General features: G+C 51.7%; 23 protein-coding genes and 3 pseudogenes. 10 read left to right on the top strand and 16 right to left on the bottom strand.

Going from position 1 to position 21,043, the window contains the following annotated elements:
- Positions 1 to 41 precede the first annotated feature (41 nt).
- The 3 genes from OMP40_RS06715 to OMP40_RS06725 are packed head-to-tail and all read right to left on the bottom strand — an operon-like array spanning position 42 to position 2,721.
- A complete protein-coding gene (locus OMP40_RS06715) occupies positions 42 to 797 on the bottom strand; it encodes an SGNH/GDSL hydrolase family protein (protein ID WP_277530193.1) in 756 nt (251 codons plus the stop codon).
- A complete protein-coding gene (locus tag OMP40_RS06720) occupies positions 731 to 1,738 on the bottom strand; it encodes a zinc-dependent alcohol dehydrogenase (RefSeq protein ID WP_277530195.1) in 1,008 nt (335 codons plus the stop codon). Before OMP40_RS06720 ends, OMP40_RS06715 begins: the two co-directional genes overlap by 67 nt.
- Positions 1,735 to 2,721, bottom strand: coding sequence for a zinc-dependent alcohol dehydrogenase (locus OMP40_RS06725; RefSeq protein ID WP_277530197.1), 987 nt, complete (start codon positions 2,719 to 2,721; stop codon positions 1,735 to 1,737). The genes OMP40_RS06720 and OMP40_RS06725 overlap by 4 nt, the downstream gene beginning before the upstream one ends.
- Between OMP40_RS06725 and OMP40_RS06730 the strand changes: the two genes are divergently transcribed.
- Together OMP40_RS06730 and OMP40_RS06735 are read left to right on the top strand one after the other, a co-directional pair.
- Complete coding sequence (locus OMP40_RS06730; RefSeq protein WP_277530200.1) at positions 2,720 to 3,781, top strand: AraC family transcriptional regulator; 1,062 nt, start codon at positions 2,720 to 2,722, stop codon at positions 3,779 to 3,781. The genes OMP40_RS06725 and OMP40_RS06730 overlap by 2 nt on opposite strands.
- A 108-nt stretch (positions 3,782 to 3,889) precedes the next feature.
- Positions 3,890 to 5,158: a mechanosensitive ion channel family protein gene (locus OMP40_RS06735; protein ID WP_277530201.1), complete on the top strand. Its 1,269-nt coding sequence runs from the start codon at positions 3,890 to 3,892 to the stop codon at positions 5,156 to 5,158.
- Between the two features lie 74 nt (positions 5,159 to 5,232).
- On the opposite strand, the gene OMP40_RS06740 is transcribed toward OMP40_RS06735, so the two are convergent.
- Complete coding sequence (locus OMP40_RS06740; RefSeq protein WP_277530203.1) at positions 5,233 to 5,592, bottom strand: MerR family transcriptional regulator; 360 nt, start codon at positions 5,590 to 5,592, stop codon at positions 5,233 to 5,235.
- A 100-nt stretch (positions 5,593 to 5,692) separates the two neighbouring features.
- Between OMP40_RS06740 and OMP40_RS06745 the strand changes: the two genes are divergently transcribed.
- The 3 genes from OMP40_RS06745 (at position 5,693) to OMP40_RS06755 (ending at position 8,755) form a co-directional block, all read left to right on the top strand.
- A complete protein-coding gene (locus OMP40_RS06745) occupies positions 5,693 to 6,409 on the top strand; it encodes an SDR family NAD(P)-dependent oxidoreductase (RefSeq protein ID WP_277530204.1) in 717 nt (238 codons plus the stop codon).
- Positions 6,410 to 7,605: 1,196 nt separating this feature from the next.
- Positions 7,606 to 8,229, top strand: a complete 624-nt coding sequence (locus OMP40_RS06750; RefSeq protein ID WP_277530206.1) for a hypothetical protein — start codon at positions 7,606 to 7,608, stop codon at positions 8,227 to 8,229.
- Positions 8,230 to 8,245: 16 nt separating this feature from the next.
- Positions 8,246 to 8,755, top strand: a complete 510-nt coding sequence (locus OMP40_RS06755) for a S1C family serine protease (RefSeq protein ID WP_277530208.1) — start codon at positions 8,246 to 8,248, stop codon at positions 8,753 to 8,755.
- A 526-nt stretch (positions 8,756 to 9,281) separates the two neighbouring features.
- Here the strand turns inward: OMP40_RS06755 and OMP40_RS06760 are convergent.
- The 9 genes from OMP40_RS06760 to OMP40_RS06790 all read right to left on the bottom strand — a co-directional run bounded on the left by OMP40_RS06760 (position 9,282) and on the right by OMP40_RS06790 (position 15,304).
- Complete coding sequence (locus OMP40_RS06760; protein WP_277530210.1) at positions 9,282 to 9,509, bottom strand: hypothetical protein; 228 nt, start codon at positions 9,507 to 9,509, stop codon at positions 9,282 to 9,284.
- 82 nt (positions 9,510 to 9,591) lie between these two features.
- Entirely contained in the window at positions 9,592 to 10,557 is a 966-nt protein-coding gene (locus OMP40_RS06765) for an RDD family protein (RefSeq protein ID WP_277530211.1), read from the bottom strand.
- A gap of 107 nt (positions 10,558 to 10,664) precedes the next feature.
- Positions 10,665 to 11,183: a hypothetical protein gene (locus tag OMP40_RS06770; RefSeq protein ID WP_277530213.1), complete on the bottom strand. Its 519-nt coding sequence runs from the start codon at positions 11,181 to 11,183 to the stop codon at positions 10,665 to 10,667.
- Between the two features lie 269 nt (positions 11,184 to 11,452).
- On the bottom strand, positions 11,453 to 12,121 hold the full coding sequence (locus OMP40_RS06775; protein ID WP_277530215.1) for an SMI1/KNR4 family protein: 669 nt from the start codon (positions 12,119 to 12,121) through the stop codon (positions 11,453 to 11,455).
- Positions 12,122 to 12,362: 241 nt separating this feature from the next.
- The gene (locus OMP40_RS06780; protein ID WP_277530216.1) at positions 12,363 to 12,806 is read right to left on the bottom strand and encodes a hypothetical protein; all 444 of its coding nucleotides are present in this window, start codon (positions 12,804 to 12,806) and stop codon (positions 12,363 to 12,365) included.
- Positions 12,748 to 13,179: a hypothetical protein gene (locus OMP40_RS06785; protein WP_277530218.1), complete on the bottom strand. Its 432-nt coding sequence runs from the start codon at positions 13,177 to 13,179 to the stop codon at positions 12,748 to 12,750. Before OMP40_RS06785 ends, OMP40_RS06780 begins: the two co-directional genes overlap by 59 nt.
- Positions 13,079 to 13,816, bottom strand: a complete 738-nt coding sequence (locus OMP40_RS41255) for an AAA family ATPase (RefSeq protein ID WP_420871947.1) — start codon at positions 13,814 to 13,816, stop codon at positions 13,079 to 13,081. Before OMP40_RS41255 ends, OMP40_RS06785 begins: the two co-directional genes overlap by 101 nt.
- Before the next feature lie 128 nt (positions 13,817 to 13,944).
- On the bottom strand, positions 13,945 to 14,139 hold the full coding sequence (locus OMP40_RS41260) for an AAA family ATPase (RefSeq protein ID WP_420871902.1): 195 nt from the start codon (positions 14,137 to 14,139) through the stop codon (positions 13,945 to 13,947).
- A gap of 835 nt (positions 14,140 to 14,974) precedes the next feature.
- Positions 14,975 to 15,304: a DUF6809 family protein gene (locus tag OMP40_RS06790; protein WP_277530219.1), complete on the bottom strand. Its 330-nt coding sequence runs from the start codon at positions 15,302 to 15,304 to the stop codon at positions 14,975 to 14,977.
- Positions 15,305 to 15,447: 143 nt separating this feature from the next.
- Between OMP40_RS06790 and OMP40_RS06795 the strand changes: the two genes are divergently transcribed.
- Positions 15,448 to 15,675 carry a helix-turn-helix domain-containing protein gene (locus tag OMP40_RS06795; RefSeq protein WP_277530221.1) on the top strand — a complete coding sequence of 76 codons (228 nt, stop codon included), beginning with the start codon at positions 15,448 to 15,450 and terminating at the stop codon, positions 15,673 to 15,675.
- Positions 15,676 to 15,755: 80 nt separating this feature from the next.
- On the opposite strand, the gene OMP40_RS06800 is transcribed toward OMP40_RS06795, so the two are convergent.
- Complete coding sequence (locus OMP40_RS06800) at positions 15,756 to 16,394, bottom strand: helix-turn-helix domain-containing protein (RefSeq protein WP_277530223.1); 639 nt, start codon at positions 16,392 to 16,394, stop codon at positions 15,756 to 15,758.
- A gap of 298 nt (positions 16,395 to 16,692) precedes the next feature.
- Here OMP40_RS06800 and OMP40_RS06805 point away from each other — a divergent pair, with 298 nt between their 5' ends.
- Complete coding sequence (locus OMP40_RS06805; protein ID WP_277530225.1) at positions 16,693 to 17,514, top strand: phytanoyl-CoA dioxygenase family protein; 822 nt, start codon at positions 16,693 to 16,695, stop codon at positions 17,512 to 17,514.
- Between the two features lie 26 nt (positions 17,515 to 17,540).
- A pseudogene (locus OMP40_RS06810) lies at positions 17,541 to 18,061 on the top strand (GrpB family protein).
- A 217-nt stretch (positions 18,062 to 18,278) separates the two neighbouring features.
- Here the strand turns inward: OMP40_RS06810 and OMP40_RS06815 are convergent.
- On the bottom strand, positions 18,279 to 19,109 hold the full coding sequence (locus OMP40_RS06815; protein ID WP_277530226.1) for a helix-turn-helix transcriptional regulator: 831 nt from the start codon (positions 19,107 to 19,109) through the stop codon (positions 18,279 to 18,281).
- Positions 19,110 to 19,284: 175 nt separating this feature from the next.
- Between OMP40_RS06815 and OMP40_RS06820 the strand changes: the two are divergent.
- A pseudogene (locus OMP40_RS06820) lies at positions 19,285 to 19,353 on the top strand (hypothetical protein); the annotation flags it as partial.
- A gap of 76 nt (positions 19,354 to 19,429) precedes the next feature.
- Positions 19,430 to 20,071: an NAD-dependent epimerase/dehydratase family protein gene (locus OMP40_RS06825; protein WP_277530228.1), complete on the top strand. Its 642-nt coding sequence runs from the start codon at positions 19,430 to 19,432 to the stop codon at positions 20,069 to 20,071.
- Between the two features lie 542 nt (positions 20,072 to 20,613).
- On the opposite strand, the pseudogene OMP40_RS06830 reads toward OMP40_RS06825, so the two are convergent.
- Positions 20,614 to 20,959 (bottom strand): annotated as a pseudogene (locus OMP40_RS06830) (winged helix-turn-helix transcriptional regulator).
- Positions 20,960 to 21,043: the final 84 nt, after the last annotated feature.

Genomic DNA, 21,043 nt, shown 5'->3' on the forward strand with positions numbered 1-21,043 from the left:
GCCGCTTTCTGCTCTCCGTCCGCTTCGTCCGACGCAGCCGGTCATCCGCCACTCAGCAGGACAGCTGTCAAAGCCTCTCCCAACTCGATGTGAAAAGCGGCGTCGGGGTGATTGATACCGTTCGATAAACGGGCATGAATATCGGCGCCGTTCTCCTCCATCCGCTCCCACATCGCATAAGCGTCTACCAGCAACAGACCGTTTTTGGCCGCGTAGCCGCGTATGCACGCGACATATTGCGCCAATGCTTTTTCTTCAGCAAGGCGTAAAAATGCGGGCACATGCTGTCGGTTTTCGGCGGCGATGTTCGCGTTATCGTGTCGCATCATCATGCAGGGCGTGATCAGGACGATAACGGCTTCCGTCTCTGCCCGCAATCGGCTTACGAGCTCATCCAGCGCCGCCGCAAAGCCTTTAAGTCCGGCTTCTCCGCCATGCGCGTCGTTATGGCCGAACAGGATCGTCACCAGATCGGGCTTGTACGGGAAAACGTCGCGATCCCAGCGGATGCGGGAAGCGGCGATCGTATCGCCGCTTGCTCCGGAATTGATTACATTGATAATAGCGCCGTCGCAGCGGCGTTCGAGCTCCCGCTTGCAGACCGCATGATAGACGCGGTCATACTCGGTAGCGCCGAATTGCATGCATCCCTGCGTGACGCTGTCGCCCAACGCGACGTACAACACCGCTCTGGCGCCGGGATCCGTTCTTTTTTCCTGGAGTCGCTCGATCAAGGTTGGCGCCATTCCAACACCACCCCCAGGTAAGGCTCGTGTCTGCCGACGATCAATTCCCACGCTTCCGCAGCCCGATCGACCGGGAACCGATGCGTGACCAGCTTGCCGGTCTGCAGCCAGCCTTGACGGATGCCTTCAAGAGCGGCGTCCATGCGCCGTTTGTTCCATCCAGCGGGCGCATGCAGCGTGATTTCCTTGTCGCGCAGCGCCTGAATGTCCACCAAGCCGCGGTTCCCGTAGAATCCGGCGGACACGAAGTGGCTGTCGTGTGCCAGCAAAGGCAGGTTGGCAGTGACTGCATCCATATCTCCGACCGTATCTACGAGGATATCGAGGCCTTGCGCTTCGGCGAGTCGGCGCAGCTCGGTTCCCGTATCCTGCTGTCCGCTTCGTAGATGTCCGATCGTCTCGGGAAGCAGTCGCATGCGGTCTTCGTGCCGACCGAGCACCGTCACCCGCGACCCGCGATGGTGAAGAGTCTGCGCCGCCCAATGCCCGACAAGGCCGTCGCCGATGACGAGCGCCCGGCTGCCTTCGCGAATCGGAGGCCGCTCCCCGCAGTTATAGCCGACCTGTGCGAGTACCAGCCCGCTGTAATCAAGGGGGTCTGCATCCTGCGGCAGCTTCCAGACCTGATCTGCGGCCGTAACGGCTGGAGATACATGGCCGCCGTAAGGCTCGTACATGCCTTCTACCTTGCTGATCGTGGCGAAGACGCGATCGCCGGGCTTGAAGGCCGATACGGCCGAGCCGACTTGCAGGACAGTGCCGACCTTCTGGTATCCGGCTACGATGGGGAACGGCCATGGATGGCCTTCCGCATAGGGAGTGTCGCCCGCCGTGCGTTCGCCCCGCAGGAACGAGGACTCCGTTCCGTTGCTGATCCAGGAGATCTCGACATCGATGACCACATCGTCTGCAGACGGCGCGGGCAGCCGAACTTCGTGCACCTCGACCCGCTGCCGATCGGTGAATACGACGGCTTTTCCCTGCAGACTCATGCTTCGCCCCCCTGTCCCAGATCGGAGCCGGGATGGAAGTAGACTTTGACGGCTTGCTGGGTCTGCAACAGCTTGACGGCATCTTCATAACGCGTAAAGGGAATGTGATGCGTCAAGAGGCAGCTGCAGTTCAGGCCTTTGTTGCCGACGGCGTCCAGCAGCAATTCGCGGTCGCGTTCGCCAAAGCTCCGGTAGCGGTACGCCTCCAGCTTTGTTCCGCGAAGCCACAGCCGCTCGTCGAACTGCACCGAGCCCTTCAGAACGCCGAAAATGACGACGTGAGAACGCACGTTATCCAGCAAATACTGGACCGAAGCCGCCGCGCCTACGCAATCGTAGCCCAAATCGAACGTATCGGGAGCGACTTGGTCCGCATGCATGGCAGTGCCGAGCCCGAGCCTGTTCACCTCGTCGATACGGGCCTGGTTGAGGTCGATGCCGACGACGCGGGAGGCGCCCCAGATGGCGGCTGCCTGGATCGCCAGCATGCCTGCCGGACCGAGGCCCGAGACCAGCACCGATTTGCCGCGCAGATCGCCGAATTGGGACAAACCGATCATGACGCACTTCAACAGTTCGAAGGAAGCCGCTTGCTTGAACGAGATATGATCCGGCAGCTTAAGCGCCTCGTGCTCCCGATAGCAGATATATTCCGCATAAGCGCCATTGCCTTCGATGTGCTCCAGAGCGGCGACCCTGTCGCCGACCTGATAGCGGGTAACCCCTTTTCCTACCGCGCGTACGACACCTGCGGCTTCGTGCCCGGGAAATCCGGGAGCGAGGGGATATTGAGGCGAACGACTGTAGTCGAACATGTCTCTGCCGCCGTACATGTTCATATCCCAGCGGGGACATGTCGCGACGATCTCGATCTGAACCAATATCTCATGGTCCTGTGGAACGGGAATCGGAACTTCCGCGATGGCGTAGCTTTCCTTGCCTGTGATTTGCAATGCCTTCATCGTTTTCGGCTGTGTGACCATGCTGAACCGCTCCTTTTCGGGTAAGATGGAAGATGGCTACAGCTTAACGAATGCGGCCCGTTTTGTCTTTGCACGCTACGGCCTTTCTGGAAGATATCGACGAGCAAATGGTGCAGACAGCACGGCGTTTTTTTTGAATCGCGTTTGTACAAAATCGACTGCCGTGCTCCGCATGGGGCAATTGCGTGTGGCATTGTTCAGAAAGGGGGAGAGCCAAGTGAAGATACGCAAAATCGAGTTGGTGGAAATGAACTGCTCGTCTCCTCTGCAAAACGGCAGCGGGGGCATTCATCCTTACCACGAGATCCTGTCAGTCTTGGAAGGAGAGGTGCGTTTGCACTGGATGGGAGAGCGGTTCGAGGCAGCCGCGCCGGCACTGTTTCTGATTCCGGCCAACACGCCCCATCTGCTGCTGCCACTGTCGGAATCTTGCCGTTTCGGATTCGTCGAGTTGGAGGTTGAAGGCGAACTCGAATTTCCGAGCATCTCGGCATCGACGGACTGGAATCAGACCGGGGGTCTGAACGATGCGCGCCCTGAATGCGCTCCGATCCGGACGGCCAACGGCCAGCTTTGGGATAGCTCGCAGATCGCCCCGCCATATTCCGCTATCCGATCCGAGCTGGCCGAGTACGATATCAACAAGTTGTTGCTGCTGATTCGACACTATTCGCGGGTATGCAGGGGAGAAAACCGAGACCGGCCGCAGACCGCGTATGTACGGACCGAGACGCGAGAGCGGCTGCAAGAGGCGATGCGGAGAATGGAGGCTTGTTACCATCAACCCTTGTCGATACGGGACCTGGCCATTGCGGCGAATATGGAAAACAACTATTTTATCCGTGCCTTCCGCAGCCTCTGCGGCAAGACCCCTTTGCAATATCTGCACGAACTCAGATTTAGCGCCGCCCTTTGTTACTTATCGACGACCGCGATGAGCGTCCAGCGCATTGCCGAAGCTTCGGGTTTCCAGAGCATTCATTATTTCAGCCGTTTTTTTAAGCAGCGATACGGGGTCAGCCCCGCGGTTTGGAGAAAAGAAAACCGATTTACTGCCTAATGCCGGCGGTTGACGGATCGCCCGGCTTCCGGTAACATCGGACAAAAAGCTCCCTGACGCACGGGCAATCGCGTCAGGCGGGCCTTTCTTTATTTCGGGGAGGAAGGTATGAATTCAATTGAAAAGCTGCTCGCCGACCTGGGCGTCGCGTCCGGCACGTCCGTCTACCTGGCGAATGCCATCCTGATCGTCGGCATCGCGGCAGTCAGCTTGCTGGCGTACTATGTGACCAAGAAGATCGTGCTTCGCATTGCCGGCCATTACATCCGGCGCAACCGGTTCAAGTGGGACGACTACATCCTGAAGCGCAAGGTATTCCAGCGACTGTGCCACATCGTGCCCGCCGTCATCATCTATTCCTTCTCGTACAGCTTCCCCGGCTATCATGGGCTCATCGCGCAGGGGGTGGCCGTCTATCTGACGATCGTGGCGATCGTCGTGCTCGACGCGCTGTTGAACGCGCTGAACGACATTTATACGACCTACGAGGTGTCCAAGGTCCGTCCGATCAAGGGCTACATTCAGGTGTTCAAAATATTCATGTTCATCATCGGGGGCATTCTGGTCGTCTCCAGCCTGATCGGACAGAGCCCGCTCATTCTGCTCAGCGGGATCGGCGCGCTGTCGGCCGTCATGCTGCTGATCTTCAAGGATTCGCTGCTCGGCCTCGTCGCGGGCGTCCAGCTGACGTCCAACGATATGGTGCGGGTCGGCGACTGGATCGAGATGCCCAAGTACGGCGCGGACGGCGACGTGATCGACATCTCGCTGAACACCGTCAAGGTGCAGAACTGGGATAAGACGATCACGACGATTCCTTCTTACGCGCTCATCTCCGATTCGTTCAAGAACTGGCGGGGCATGCAGCACGCAGGCGGCCGCCGCATCAAGCGGTCGCTCTGCATCGACATGAACAGCGTCGGCTTCTGCACGCCCGACATGATCGAGCGGTTCGAGCGCATTCAATATCTGGGCGAATACATCCGGGAGAAAAAAGCGGACATCGAGCTGTATAACCGGGAGCGGGAAATCGACCGCACCATGCCGGTAAACGGCAGGGCGATGACGAACATCGGCGTCTTCCGCGCTTATATCGACCGGTATCTGGAGCGCCATCCACGGATTCATCAAGGCATGACGCGTCTTGTCCGCCAGCTCGATCCCGGCGCCAACGGCCTGCCGCTGGAGATCTATGCATTCACGGATACAACAGCATGGAGCGAATACGAAGGTATCCAATCCGACATCTTCGATCATCTGCTCGCGGTTGCGCCGGAGTTCGGGCTGGTCGTCTTCCAGAACCCCTCCGGCCACGATATGCGAAGCATGCTGAAGCCGGAGGCGGATCGCGAGAAGATTGCCTTGCGGGGGTATTGATCTAATCTTCCTGCGGTCCCGTTGCGGCAAAAAACCTCCGACACCGCGATCGATGCGGTGTTGGAGGTTTTTTTTCAATAATTTTCCCCGCGATAGTACCGCTCCAGCTTCTCCTCCAGCCGAACGAGCTGCGCCTGCTTCTCCTCGATATCGTGCAGCAGCTTCGCCTTCTGCGCTTGAATCATATCGATGCGCTCCGGCAGGGTGGAGGTGCCTTCCTTCACCTTGTCATAGTACGTCTTGATGTCCTCCACGCTCATCCCGGTCTCGCGAAGACACTTGATGAACAGCAGCCAGTTCCGGTCATGCTCCGTGTACAGACGGTTGTTCTGCTCGCTGCGGGCGGCCGGCTCCAATAGTCCTTTCCGCTCGTAAAAACGGATCGCTCCGATGTTGATCCCGACGCCCTTCGCGACTTCCCCGATCGTCAGCATATGTGCCCTCGCTTTTTTTAAAATGGTGGTTGACCTACACTAAGTGTAGCATAGTAACTTATCAATCATGAAAGGCAATCAACCTTAAGGAAAGAGGGATTTGCATGAAAAAGACCGCATTCGTCACGGGGGGCTAACAAAGGAATCGGATTCGAGATCGCGAAGCAGCTGGGGGGAGGCTGGTTGGAAAGTTCTTCTTGGCGCGCGCAACACCCAACTGGGCGAAGCCGCAGTCGCACAGCTGGCGTCCAAGGGGCTGGACGTTAAATTCGTGGCGATCGACATAACTGACTTGAAGTCCATCGAACAGGCCGCCGACACGATCAACAAGAACCATCGGGAGCTCACGCTGCTGATCAATAATGCAGGCATGCCGGGCGCGTTCTCCCGCTCGTTTACCGATACCAACGAGGAAGACCTGCGCAACGCTTTCGAGGTCAACTTCTTCGGCACCTTCCGCCTGAACCAGCGCCTGTTCCCTTTGATCAAGGCAAACGAAGGCACCGTCGTCAACGTCTCGACCGACATGGCGTCCCTCGACCATATGCAAAATGCCGCATTCACTTTGAACGCGTTCGACTACAACGCCTCCAAAACGGCCAACAACGCCATGACGCTGTCGATGGCTTATGAGGTTCGTGACAGTGGCGCGCAGGTATTCGCGGTGACGCCTGGATTCACGACCACGGATCTCAACGGCAATGCCGCGGGCGGGAAATCGAAGGAAGCCGCGGCTGCGATTATTGTCGGGTATGCGACGGACGGGCAGCGTCATAACGGCGAGTTTTTGGATGAGAAGGGCGTATTTGCTTGGTGATCGTATGAAAGCATGAACAAAACGCTTGTCCTGCACGCAGGCAAGCGTTTTTGCGTTAAACAAACAACACCATGTTTCTGCGAGTCATGATGTCGGCCATTTATTTATATGCTCCGTTGCTTCCGAATGGGCTGGTCGTCCTCGGACGATGGATCTTTGAGCTCGCTTTTTAATTTATGCAGGGAGGAGAAAATGGTATACTGATCCAGTACGACTCGCCTAGTCGGGGTAGTCCGCCTCCAGATCGGAGGTGAGGCTATGACATTTTCTTTTCAGGAAGTAATGATGCTTGGTATGTTCATCCTGGCGTTGCTTACTTACCTGAACAAAAGAAAATGACCCGCCCTAGGTTGCTGCCACGGGGTAACGGGTCATTTCTTCGGTCGATCGACTGGAGGCACCCCGCCGAAGCAGTTGTGCAGGAAGTCAGTGCAGGCGGCACGGGCTTCTTATTTTTATCTTATACTTATTATACACGTATTATACGGTTATGCCACCTGTAATTGGCAGTGATGTTGTAATCACGCGCAATGCAACCTTCTGCAGTTTATAATTGGAGGGAAGGAAATTGAAAAGATTTAAAAGGAGTTTTTTTTATCTTTGCCGTAGTAGTCGCATTGATGTCGTTGTCGTCCGTTTCAGCCGTTGCTGATTCTCCATACACTGACATCTTAACTGTTAATAAAGCGAATCTGAATAACGGTGGAACTTCTTGGTCCCAGCCATCTGGATACGATTATGCCCAAGTATATATTTCCAATTCGCAATCCCAAACGCTAAAAGTCTACCTATCATACGATTTAAATGGCAGCAAACAACAGATCTATAATGGAACCGTTCGATCAAATAGCACTTTGACTATTAATGTTACTCACGCAAGTGGACACGTTTTTTATGTAGATTATAATACAGCTAATGGTAACGTGAGTGGGGAAATTAGCGTTCGAGCATCTGACGAAACGCTTTAATTCAGTTTCCAAAAGCAACTCAACGCTCGTTATAAGTAATAGTTTGAACGAGGCCTGTGGATTTGCACTTTCCATCATGGAGTGTGCGTATCCACAGGCCGTTACTGTTTTTGGTACGCTGAGCTAGAATTCAATTCTTTCAGGAACCTTTTAGGCTCATTTAAGCTCAGATTTAGGTTGGAGGTCCATGATAGAGTCATAGGAAGCAAGCATGGGAGGATGACTCGAATGAATGAGCATAATGAGCACAATGAGCAAAACGAGCAAAGCCATGAAATAAATAACCATCGCGAGCCTGTGTCGGTCTATCGTTACGAATCCGCTAACCGAGTCGAATCGCTGCGTACGCGCTACGAGGAAGAGCTGAATGCGGCCGAGCAAACGACTGCGTCGGACAATGGGAGCGGCGGAAACGGTCGCGGCGATCGCGGTCACGGGCGCGAGAATCGCCAAAAGGGCGGCTCGCCCAAGTCGCTCCTCGCTTCGTTCCTGATCGGCGCCCTGTTCGTGGGCGGCATGAGCGTCATGTCGGACCGGATGAACCTGTTCAGCGGTGGAACGCCCGCCGCGGTCGAGTCGGCAGCGGCCGGCAACGCGTATTCGGACGCGGCGGGACTTACGACGGCGTCGGTGTCCGCTTCCTCGAACGTAGACGAGAAGATCTCCGCCGTGTTCGCCCAAGCGAACCCTGCCGTCGTGGAGATTGCGAACTACGGCGTCGAAAGCCAATCGTCGGCGAATAGCCTGTTCGGGGGGCGCGGCGGATGGGCGAACCCGCGCGGACAGTCGATGCCGTCGCAGCAGAGCGGCGAGCCGGAGCTGATGGGTACGGGCACCGGCTTCTTTTTTTAACGAAGACGGCTACATCTTGACCAATGAACACGTCATTGCGGACGCGACCGCGCTAAAGGTGACCGTCCCCGGCTACGACGAGCCTCTCACGGCAACGGTCGTCAATTCGAACGCGCAGCTCGATCTGGCCGTGCTTAAAGTCGAGAGCCCGGACGGCAAGAAGTTCCCGGCGCTGAAGATCGGCGATTCGGACCAGGCCAGCATCGGAGACTGGGTGATCGCGATCGGCAACCCTTACGGTCTGGACCACACGATGACCGTCGGCGTGCTCAGCGCCAAGGAACGCCCGATTACGATCGCCGAAGAAGACGGTACCGCGCATCAATACGAGCATCTGCTGCAGACGGACGCTTCGATCAATCCCGGCAACTCCGGCGGACCGCTGCTCAACGATAAGGGGGAAGTGATCGGCGTGAATACGGCCGTGAACGCAGAGGCGCAAGGCATCGGCTTTGCCATTCCGGCCTCGGTTATCCAGAGTGCGTTGACCGAACTGATGGCGGGAACGTCGGTGACGAGCCTCTAACGGGGGATGGGTAAGGTGTGCAGTATAAATAAGGGGCGGGGTCCGTTCACGATAAGTGAGCGCCCGCCCTTAGTTTTTTAAAATACAGTTTCGGCCATCGCTTATATCGCCCGTCTTAAGAAGGCATCTTTCCGCCCACCGCCTCATAAGCATCCAGCACATGTCTGAGGGCGGTTTTTTTCATTAGCCGTAACGACACGGTCTATATAAGTTCGTTTCCCTTCATGACGTACAATGGTTTTGGAGGAGGAGATGATATCTTCAATCATTGCAAATTCGTCCGGCATTAAAAGATTATCGTAATACTCCCAAGTAACGGTGCCTTTATAATCTTGAACGACAGCTTTATCTCCAAATGTTATCTTGTACGTGTTCTTGTCAGTCTTTATAATAAATCTCTTAATAAATATCCATTTATCCCCCCGTATATTGAATTCGGATATGCGGATAAGGAATATATCCGTCAGCAGACTTCGAGAAATAAATATAGAATGCATTTTGATTGACGTACTTTACGGTAGTTTTGTCATAAAAAAAAGGAAACCTCGCCGACCTCATCGTACTCTTTCCTCATTTTGGACGTCGCTTCTGCCAATCGCTTGTTATTTGCTTTGGCTTTGGCGAGTTCTTGTTGCTTGGCTTTCTCTTCGGTTGCTTGTAACGCCGCGGATAACTTGGCCACGAGTCCGACCAACTCTGTGTACTCCGCTGACTCCGGCGCTTTTGTTTTTAACGTCTCCGTCGTTTTTTTCAACGAAGCGAGATCCTTTTTTTTTGAAAAAATGCCTTGCCCTCGGCCAGCAGCTTCGCAGGGCTATTCTTTTTGATCGTCTAACTCAGCCTTGAGCGCTGCATTTTCCTTTTTTAAGTTTGGATACCTCGCTGGTTAACGCTTCGACCGCCCCTGCGTTTGAGGAGGAATTTTGCCCGCTGTTCGAACAGGCGCTCAGAATGAGGGTGGATGCTATGACAGAAATAAGAATGCGTTTTTTCAATTGGTCTCCCCCCGATGTCTTGATAACCACGCTGCCTGCGATATAATCATGCAACGCTTTCTTCCTGCGATTAAACAAAACAACCAAGTCCGATGCTATCGTTACGACTCCTATGAGGTCGGCGATGACGTCAAATGGCGCATTTATAGGTTTGAAGTTCGAGCTGCTAAATGCAAAAATCATGATTACCGCATATAAAATATAAAATATGCTCCTGAGTAGCGATTTATAAAACGATAGTTTATTCCCTGAATGATCTACGACCTTGGCCTTCAAGATTAACTTTCCGGGGGTTCCCCCAAAGATTGAAATTGTCAGGACGTAATATGCGGATGTAACGATCCACATCAGGATAAACGGTAGGATAGAGTTCATTTGAAGGGATTCATGAACCGCAAAACGGTACAAGAGACCAATCGGAATGAAGATGATTGCAAAATCGATTATTCTCATTAATACGCGTTTCCAAAAGCCGAAGTAAATAAAATCAACTTCCTGGCTTCTTTCCATAAGTCGTTCCTCGCTTAACGTCGGCATCTTGTTCTTTTGAATTGCTTTTATTTTTTGTCCATTCAAGTAAATGTCTAGGAATGTCCAGTAAACAGACAATTGATTGGAGCCAGGATCGAACTCAAAATCCATCCAACCGTCTGCAACGAACTCATTGTTTTCATCATAAATACTGATTCCTGAATATCTATCTAAAGAACCGTCTAGAAAATGTAACGACTTTCCTTCTATACAACTGTCGGACCAGTCAAAATACAATTTATTCTCAAACTTATGGTGAAAAAGCAATTCCTTCAACAGCTGACGCTCTACTTCACTTCGAAGTTGTGGGCCCATTGTAATAGACAGGCCAAGATCATTATAATTAGGTTTGATTGATTCCCCCCCCCCCCCTCCCTTTGAGATTATCCTACGTGGATCAAACCTCTCTCTTCCAACTCATCGTCACTGCTTAAATAGTCTGCCGATAGCCATTCATAGTGAACCAATCCGATTTTTTCAGCTAATTGATAGGCCGGCGAATGTTCATAATCGAACGCATCCATTTCAAAAATCTCTTCTAAATCACTCGCTTCATGGCCGCGAGACGAGATCATTTCTATAATCACATCTAAGTTGTAAACATTTTTTTCGATATGGAGCTCATCCGTCCAATCGCAGGTATATTCAAAAACGACGCGATCCTTTTCAAACACTCTAAACTCCCATCCATGATCCTCTGCGTAAACATAATGAACGAGCAGTCCGGGATTACATTGAAGGACGGATTCGCTGATATCAAAAACCTGTCCTTTTATGAGGAAAGTAACCCATCCATTCGTTTCGTTAAATACAAATCCCTGATGGCCAGCGTCCTTAATGAGCTTTATCGCTTGTTCCCTGTCCTTAGCTTTTAAATGATAGCTTGCACTAAACTCACTCATCTGGAGCACCTCATCATATTATATGTACTGGATTTCATGTAAAGCAGCAGGAAGTCCTTCATCTTGGTCATTGTGATCCGATTTCCAACCAAGTAGATGGATAATATAAAATGAATAAATGAGAAAAAATGAAATCATGCCCTCACACTGGTTTAGAAATAATCATTCGCATCGCTTTCTTGAAATCCATCTGGCGGACAAAGGCGCCGTAGGATCCGATGCGTGAATAAATTGTTCTCAGAACGTTAGTTGCCTTTTCTGAAAAACCCCTATGGTAACTGTACTTTTAAATATTTTCTCCACTGAATGGCATTCTTACCATCTGGTAAGATTCCCATTGAAGAATCATTCATGAAAGGCATCAGTTGCCAATCCTCACAACCTACACAACCTATTCTTGTCCATCTATTCATAAAATCTATAAAATTATTTCCCAAAATATAACCATGGCCTTCTCCTCCATCATGGGATAAATAAATGACTGGCGGATCAATTGGAATAGATAAATCGAAAGCTAGATAATCGCCATTACCTACTTCCATTAACCCTAATTTATTGTGCCAAATACGATCATAGTCATCTTCAAAATTCGAAAAGACTTCTAATTCCCAGCCTTTTCTGTCCTGTTCAATATTAATGATATCCTTCAAACTCCAGCTAAAGTTGCCCGCAAATATTCCCTTTAGCTCTGTTGGAAGAGGTACCTCTAGATCTTCATCATCTGGTAATGACCAATTCATCTCAAAACCACTTGAAAACTCAAGCACAGTTTTAGTAAAAGATATAGGCAGTTTTATACCCAGTGTCTCCTCAACTTCTTGGATCGACTCGATTTTTGAAGGTGCTTTGATGTGGTAACCATCGACTTCTCCACCAATTTGTTGAATTGATTGGAGAAATGTTTTTATATTGTCTTCCCATGATTTCCACGAACTCATAATAATCTTCCTTTCAACGATTTCTGATAACGTTATTGTATTTACGACGCAAAGAGGCTTAAGGCAACTAAGCTGCTGAGTCCGACTGGACTCAGCCTCGCAGGTGTGTCCGCCTGAGCCCGCTTTCCCGAATTGCATCTGGCGGACCGAGGATCCGTAGGCTCCAAAGCGTGAATACATTGTTAGGCGAAGTTAGTTGACAAACTTGAATAACAATCAAAAATCTTAATCTGAATGGATTCTAAATTGTTCTAAATTTATCTAGTCTGAATAATAGTCCTCTTAAATCTTCTGGAATATCTGTTGGTGTAAATTCTTCAATAATTTTAAAGTCAGTTAAATTGACCGAGTAAATCTTTTGAATTTCAGATCGTAAACTACTGAGAACGTCTTTTCCTGGAACAATATTCATCCTGCTCCCGAGCTCTTTCCACTTCTCCTCAAACAACTCTATTGTTTCTTCACTTATTGTCGCACCATCATATTTGGTATTATTCAGATACTCCGATCTTCTAGTCACGTACTGGGCTTGTATTTTATATTTCAATGAAGAAGTAACTCGATCCAAAATGTGAAATACTGATTCTCCTTCAGGAATTTCTTCGCCTGTTCTGCGCTCTCTTTCCCTAAGTGCTTTTCTCAAGGCTTTTTCTAATATCTCCGGAGCTAATAAATAGTTTTCCATCTCCTTTTTTTAAATGTATATGTGCAAAATCCAGATGCTCATTTAGTTCCTCGTTTATTTTTCGAAGTTCTTCATCAGATCTATAATCACGATCAAAAACAGCACCAATATGAAGCGATTTATTGATGGTAGATTTAAAACCCCAGGCAAATGATTTAATTTTCTCCCAGGAAGAAAATCCTCCTGATTCAAATGCAGTGATGTCATTTCCCGATGCCAACTCGATCAAACCTAGTTGTCTTGCAAATCTTCTAAGAATTTTGTAATCATAATCACCTTCGACAAAAAGAATCCTTCCATTTCTTGCTAATTGAGTTAAGGTTATATTCTGAATTGAACCAACTGTATCTAATGCTTTTTTGAACTCCTTCAATATCTTTTATTCTTTCAGCACTTCGTAGCTTCTTATTAATTAACAAGATTTCTGAAGCATCAGCCTCTCCCATAATTTCTGGTGAATGCGAAGCTAAAATAATATCCGGTCCACAATATCTTAATATCCCCACTAATTGTCTTTGTACATCTGGGTGTAAATATACTTCAGGTTCATCAACAATCAGCAAAGTTGCATCTTTACATCTTGAAATATGAGTAAGCAATTGACACCATATTTGAAATCCAAAACCTGACCAATAAAGTTCTCTAGGAATTCGCTCCTCATAGCAAAACATAACTAACTCAGGTCTCATCAGATTTGGCCATTTTGGAGCTTCAATCTCCATCCCAGGCCAGGTTTTTTTTACTAATTCAGCAAATTCGTCAAAACCATTCGGATAATATCTCCAATAATTTCTGAAATGTCTTGAAGCTCGATGAGAAGTTAGTCCCTTTCGAACTGTTTCCTCCGTTACTATCGATTCATTTTGTTCTATTGGCCCTAAAACTGGAACTATCTCAAGATCGATCGGAAACTCTTTAATGAATTGCTTTGGACTTGTAATTTGTTTTCCATTGGCATCAATTATTAAAAAAACAGCCTCCGCTTCTAGGAAAAAATAATAAAAGAATATTGTTGTTTGATAATTTAAAAGTTACAGTTGTATCTGTTTCAACGTAGTCAGTATGTACATTTTCAATTGACATAGGCAATGCTTCTTCATTGAGTTGATATCCGAACTTATCAGTCCCATCCGGCCCCTTAACTATTATTGGTTTTTTTTGAGGTTGCTTGTCTTAGACCTACCCCAAGGGCTCTAAAGGCGCTAAGAATAGTTGATTTACCACTGTTGTTAGGCCCAACAAGAATATTCATGTGTTGAAATCTAAGAGTGTAGCTTTTAAAAGCCTTATAGTTTTTAAATTCGACTGAATAAAATGTAATTTTAGAATTCATATGTATTTCCACGCTCTTTCCAATTAATTTCGCCTAACGTTCCCGTAATCACGACGTCGAGAGGCTTAAGGTCACGCAGTGACCGGATCCGACAGGACTTAGCCTCGCAGGTGTGTCCGCCTGATTCCACTTCCTCGAGATCCATCTGGCGGACCGAGGGGCCGTAGGCCCCGACGCGTGAATACATTGTTAGATGAGGTTGACCACTACTTCGAATTCCAATCAATGAATTTATATGTTTAATTCATCCCAGCTATGGATTACAAATCCAAGTTGACATAAGGTAATAAATAAATATCCAATGTTTATTGATAAGCTGGTTTTTAATCTGGATGAAATTCTCCTATATTCATCTTTATTAATTCTTCCCGAATTTACGTTTTCTGTGATTCTTCTGTATGATTTTATTAGAAATCGCATTTCAATCATCCCCAATACACTCCATACCAAAGTGAGTATTAACATAAGGGCGTTGGCAAGTGACAACATCATTCCTATTCCGACATCTGAAGTTCTCGAAAATCTAAAACATAGATGGATAACTAATGTAATTGAAAATAAAACTATTCCTATCAAGCTAAAAATCGGTTTAGTATTGATCTTTATGATTTTCCCGTCCTTTGGTCAATTTCATCTAACGTCTTATTGGCGAACTCCAGAAATTATAAATATTTTACATGTTCGTGAAATTCCCATACAATCCTGCATGGGATGGCATGATTCCCTGTGGAATTCTGAAACGCTATGTTTATCTGTAAGAAACAAAGCTCTTTGTCCTGACTGTTCTCATTCTTCTAAAATAAAAAATCCCTCAAGAAGGGGATCATGGTTTGGGTCAAAATATTATCGGAGCATCACTTGTTTCTATTATAAGGAATTCCCCCTTCAACCAATCCTCCCATCCCGCCACCGATTCTACTATTAAAGAGACGCCAAGCTGAAACCCATATTCAAACGAAGCGAGCATGTCCAGCGTCTCAAGTCGAGAGCGTAGGTCGAGCAATTGTTCAAGTTCCTCATAATCCTCTTCGGCAAGCCGTCCTTGCCACATATTCATGGCTTCCGTGATTTGTCGATTGATCGTATGGTAAGCCGGGTCTTTGGAGACAATTTGTTCAAGTGGATTGAGTTGTCCGTTGTATAGCTGCTCAAGCAATTTTCGCATGGCTTTCCCTCCCCGGCTTCTACATCATTACGAGGTGTACAGCAGAGTTCCGGTATTCTTTCATCTTCATATTAGCGATATTATCGCTAAAAGTACATAGCGAATTTTCCGCTAAAATATACTTCTTCTGAGGTGTAGCGGAGATGTATGCACGTATTCGGAATTTGCGCGAGGATAAGGATATGACGCAAACGCAAGTGGCGGCCTATTTGAGCTGCAGTCAGCGGATTTACAGCAATTATGAGCGGGGCGAGGTTGATATTCCGACAGCTATTCTGATCAAGCTGGCCCGCCTGCATGAGACCAGTACGGACTATCTCTTGGGCCTTACTGATGTTAAAAAGCCATATCCATCGAACCGATCCGTATAGGCTAACGACCTTTTTTAATCCTTAAAATCAACACAACAAAACCCGCCGCAGCTCTCCGGCCCCGGCGGGTTTTCCACCCTCTACAACCCTCGCCGATAAGCGCTCGGCGCCACTCCATACCTTCTCTTGAACAGCCGCGAAAAATGAAACTCGTCATAAAACCGCAGCGATGCGGCAATCTCCTTGACCGTAGCATTCGTAGTCTCGAGCGTCGCCTTGGCGGAGGCGAGCTTCAGCTCCTGCACATATTGGGTGGGGGACATGCCGGTCCGCTCGCGAAACCTAACATAAAAGGCTGTACGCGACAGTCCGCTCAGCCGGACGTACTCGTCCACCGGCACCGATGCGCCGATCTGCTTGTGCATCCGGTACAGGATGTTGTCGAGCTCGGGATGGCGGCTGCGGCCGTAGGCGGCGCGTTCCTGCGCGAACAGGTGCAGCAGCTCCTGCGCGGTGAGATGCACGGCCATGCCGTAGCCGGCAGGCTGGAGAATGAGGCTGTCTATCAGGCGCTCGCACAATCGAACGGCACCGGACATGCGCCCGGTCGATATCGGCCTCCAGGCGGCAAGGCCTAGCTGGTCGGCGACGTCCAGCGGATCGAAGTGAAGGAAGTAGAACTTCCAGTCGTCGTCCAAGCAGCGGTACGAGCAGGGCACGTCGCCGGAGACGAGGAGCCAGGTGCCTGCCTCCATGAATTCGCTTGTATCTCCGTACATGATGCTCCCCCTTGCCTTCGTAGGTGACGAAGAGGCCTGCGCTCAGGAAGCCATGCAGCTTAGACACATGGTAGGCGTCGTTCGCGGCCACCTTCCAGATAGACTGGAAGCGGAAGAGCGGAGCGACAAAGCCTTCGTCCAACTCGTAGGGAATATCCGTCGTAACCATCGCCCTGCCGCCTCTTTTCCGCATCAATATTTTGTACGATTATACATGGATTCGCAACGGTCTTCAATGGAAGTCCCCGCAGTCTCTCCCTATACTGAAGCTACAATCGACGACAGGAGTGAGACGCGCATGATGGTCAAGGTAGGGAGCCGGGAGCTGGAGCTCGGCGGGGAGCATCTGACGGAGCTGAGGGATTCGAACGATATCAGGCATGACTTCGACGCCCTGCGCGCCAGAATGGCGGAGGACGGCTATTTGCTGCTGCGCGATTTCCACGACCGGGAGGAGGTGCTGAACGCCAGACGCGCGGTGCTGCGCAAGATGGAGAAGATGGGCAAGCTCGACAGGGATACCCTGCTCGAGGACGGCGTCATGGCGGACGGCAGCAGAACGTTGTTTTTCGGCGGGACGAACGAGGATCTGCCGGAGCTGCTGGACGTGCTGAACGGGCCGCGGATCATGGGTTTCTTCGATGAGCTGTTCGGCGAGAAGTCGCTGACCTATAATTACAAATGGCTGCGCGCGGTCGGCAAGGGCGACTATACGGGCGCGCATTATGATATCGTGTATATGGGCCGCGGCACGCACAATCTGTACACCGTCTGGTCCCCGATCGGCGACATCAGCTACGCGATGGGCGGTCTGGCGATGTGTCTGGGCTCGCACCGGTTCGAGGAGCTGAAGCGCACCTACGGCACCAAGGATTCGGACTGGGACAAAGTGAACAACTACACGGACGATCCGCTCGTCATTACGGGCAAATATGGCGGCAAGTGGGCGACGACCGAGTACCGGGCGGGCGACGTGATGATTTTCGGGATGTTCCTTATGCACTGCTCGCTGGAGAATACGACGAACCAATATCGGCTGAGCGTGGACACCCGGTATCAATCCTCCCTGGAGCAGGTCGACGAACGCTGGGCCGGGAAAAAACCGCGCGGGCATTTCTAGGCCCAAGCTGGCAAGGAGCGTGTCGGATGAAGGTTAGGCTGAGCGACTACAGCAATGAGTGGGTGCGGCTATATGAGGACGAAGCCGCGTTTCTAGGCGCGATATTCGGGGATGAGATCGTGCGCTTCGAGCACTTCGGCAGCACGTCGGTGCCGGGCATGAAGGCGAAGCCCGTCATCGATATGATGGGCGTGGTGCGGGACATCGATCGGATCGATGCATATAACGACCGAATGCGCCAGCTCGGATACGACGTCGCCGGAGAGTGGGGCATTCCCGGCCGGCGGGCTTGCTGCGCAAAGGCGGCGAGGAACGGACGCATCACATTCATTTTTATGAGACGGATAACCCGCAGATTGAACGGCATCTCGTCTTCAGAGATTATTTGCGGTGTCATCCGGATGAAGCTGCGAGGTACAGCAGGTTCAAGGAGGAGCTCGCCGAGCGCTACGCGCGCACGAACGAATACAGCCCGGCCAAGAAGGCATTCGTTAGCGACATGGAGCGGCTTGCGCTGGCGTGGTATGCCGAGAGGCAAGGGCGTTAGTGCTATCGTGCAAAAGTGCATCATTTTAGGTCCCATATGACGGGTTTGGGTGATCTATCGTGCAAAAGTGCACGTTAGCCCGCTTCTCTGAACAGGATTGATACTTATTGGGGCTAAAATCCTGCACTTTTGCGCGATAGGCGAAGCGACGAGCGAGAGCTGGTCTCGATCGTGCACTTTTGCACGATAGACGGTCGGGGGTGCGAACGGATCAAGCTCAGCCTTCCGATGCATCCAACAATCGCTGCAATCGCGTCGCCGTATCCGCCGAAGCGGTAAAGATCATGACCTTCAGATCCGGATGGGTCGGCGGCTGCAAGGTCACATGCTCGAAAGCCATCTCTCCGATCTGCGGATCGAACTTCTGCTTGCGGTGATCGGTCGCCGCCTCGACATCGTGCATCGGCCAGAGCTCGCGGAATAGCGGGCTGATACGCATGAACTCCTCGATCAGCGTCTTAAACCGCTCATCATTCGGAAATCGTGCGTAATCCGCGCGAAATCGTGCGATCAATACGCGCGTCCGGGATACTTCGTCCATCCGCTCGGGTTCCAGCGTGGCATCTGTCAGCAGATGCCGCATCCAATTGAACATCGTGTCGTCGGGTTGGGCAGGGATATGAAAAACAAGCTCTGCCGCCTTGTTCCACAGCAGCAGGTCCCAATATCTGCCGAGCACGAACGCCGGGTGCGGGTCCAGCGCCTGGATCATTCGTTGCAAGCCCGTGGCGATATCGCGGTCTTCTTCCTCCGGCTCCTGTTGATCCGATCTGGCCAGAAGGTGAAGATGGCGACGCTCGTCCTCGGTCAATCGCAGCGCCTTGGCGATATTGTTCAGCACATCCTCGGACGGGTTAACGCTGCGCCCCTGCTCCAGGGAGGTATACCAGGACGTGCCGATATGGGCGAGCTGGGCGACCTCTTCCCGCCGAAGACCCGAGGTCCGCCGCCGTCCATACGAGACTAGCCCAACCTCTTCCGGCGTCAACCGCTCCCGCCGTATGCGCAGAAATTCGCCCAACGACCTTCTGGAAGATACCACTTCCATCTCCATGCCCCCCCGTATCCTGACACTCCCAAACCTACGATAAACGCAGGAGGGAAGCCCGCTTCTCCTTCTATTATACTGCCCGTATAGCAACTAAAAAACGTAGGAGGGCTTTAAAATGAACGCTTTTATAACGGGAGCTACAGGTAAAGTGGGGAGCCGGTTTGCGCAGCGTATGCTGCAGCGCGGCCATCGCGTGACCTTGCTGGCGAGAAACGCCGAAAAGGCGGACGGGCTTCTCCGGCAGGGGGCGGAGATCGTGGAAGGCGATCTGCTGCGGCCGGACGACTATATCGGCGCGCTGCGGGGGGAAGGATGCGGTGATTCACTTGGCGGCGCAGTTCCGCGGCGTGGACGAGGAGACGACGAGAACGGCCAACCTCGACGGCACGATCGCGCTGGCTCATGCGGCCTTGCAGGCGGAAGTGCCCAGGTTGATTTTTGCCAGCACGAGCACCGTCTATGGTTCGGTGGTCCGTACGCGGCCCAGCCGCGAAGACGACGAGCTGAGCCCGACCCAGGCTTATCCGCAAAGCAAAGTGGAGGCCGAAGCGGTGCTGCTGCGGCTTCATCGCGAGCAGGGCTTGGGCGTTCGGATCGTTCGGCTGCCGTTCGTCTATGGCGACGGGGATCCGCATATCGTGGAAATACTGCCGCACTTGCGCAGCTGGCATCCGGCCAAACGCATGCATATGGGGCATCACGCGGATGTCGCTCAAGCCCTGCTGCTCGCAGCGACCACGCCGGGCATCGATGGCCGGATCTACAATGTGGGCGACGATGCGCCGATCACGGTCGAGGAGCTTCGGCGGCTTCATGGCGGCGAGGGCACACCTGAGGCGGAGCAGCAACCTTTCGATCCGTGGGACATGATCGTCGATACGGCGCGGATTCGGGAAGAGCTGAACTTCCGTCCGATCTATCCGTCCTTCTATACGGCAAGAGATGCAGGGGCGATTTAAGCGGCGAAAAAAATGGACGAAAGAGGCGGCCTCTCGCGAGGCCGCTTTTCTCTTTTGCGCATTTCCGGTCGTCCCGCCCGAACCTTACGCGCGTGCCTGCGTCCTGGCCGCCTCCGCCGTATACAGGCTTTGCTCGCGCGGCTTCAGTCGCCCGGTCCAGCTGCACCAGCCGGCGCCGACGTAGGCGAGCCCCCAGAAGAAGGCGAAGTACTTGTTGTCCGCGACGGGCCGAAAATCGGCGGGGAGGTATGCGGGTGGCGAAAACGAGAGCTGCGGGCAGTGGTTGAATGCAAGCCAGGCAGAAAACGTCGGACCCAGGAGCCGCTATTTTCGTCAAAACCGTTCCTTTGCGATCTTATCGGACTGGAGGGACGTTATGGGCCCGGATCAAGGCTAAAAAAAGGCCTGCGGTCCCGCAATAACGGCAGCTGGGTCCGCAATCGGGCTGCGAATCGCGATTTGAGCAAGAATAAGGGCTCCTCAGTCCGTAGGCTGCGCGCGAATGGAAAAATAAAAGAAGCCAGCCGGCTTTTCTCGCGGAATCACTCCGCGGACCGTTCCTCCCCGTACAGCTCGGTCAAATGCGCGAGATGTCCGACGCCCCAGTCGTTCATGGCTTGCAGGATCGGCGTTAAGCGCTGCCCGTATTCCGAGATGGAGTACGCCACCTTGGGCGGAATCGACGGATACACCTCTCTGCGCACGATATCGTGATATTCGAGCTCCTTCAACTGCTGCGAGAGCATCTTTTTTGGTGATGTCGGGGATCGACCTTTGCAGCTCGCTGAACCGCATCGTGCCGTTCGCGAGCAGGCGCAGCAGGATCACGGGCTTCCACTTGCCGATGAGAATCTCGAGCGTCGTCTCGAATTTGCAATAAGCCGTCATGCCTCAGCCTCCAGTCGTGGTCTAAGGTTTTCTTTTCTATACCTTGTATGGTTGAAGTGCCTTCTTCCGGAGCGGCGTTCTACC

This window comes from Cohnella rhizosphaerae, assembly GCF_029525575.1.
GTDB lineage: Bacteria > Bacillota > Bacilli > Paenibacillales > Paenibacillaceae > Cohnella > Cohnella rhizosphaerae.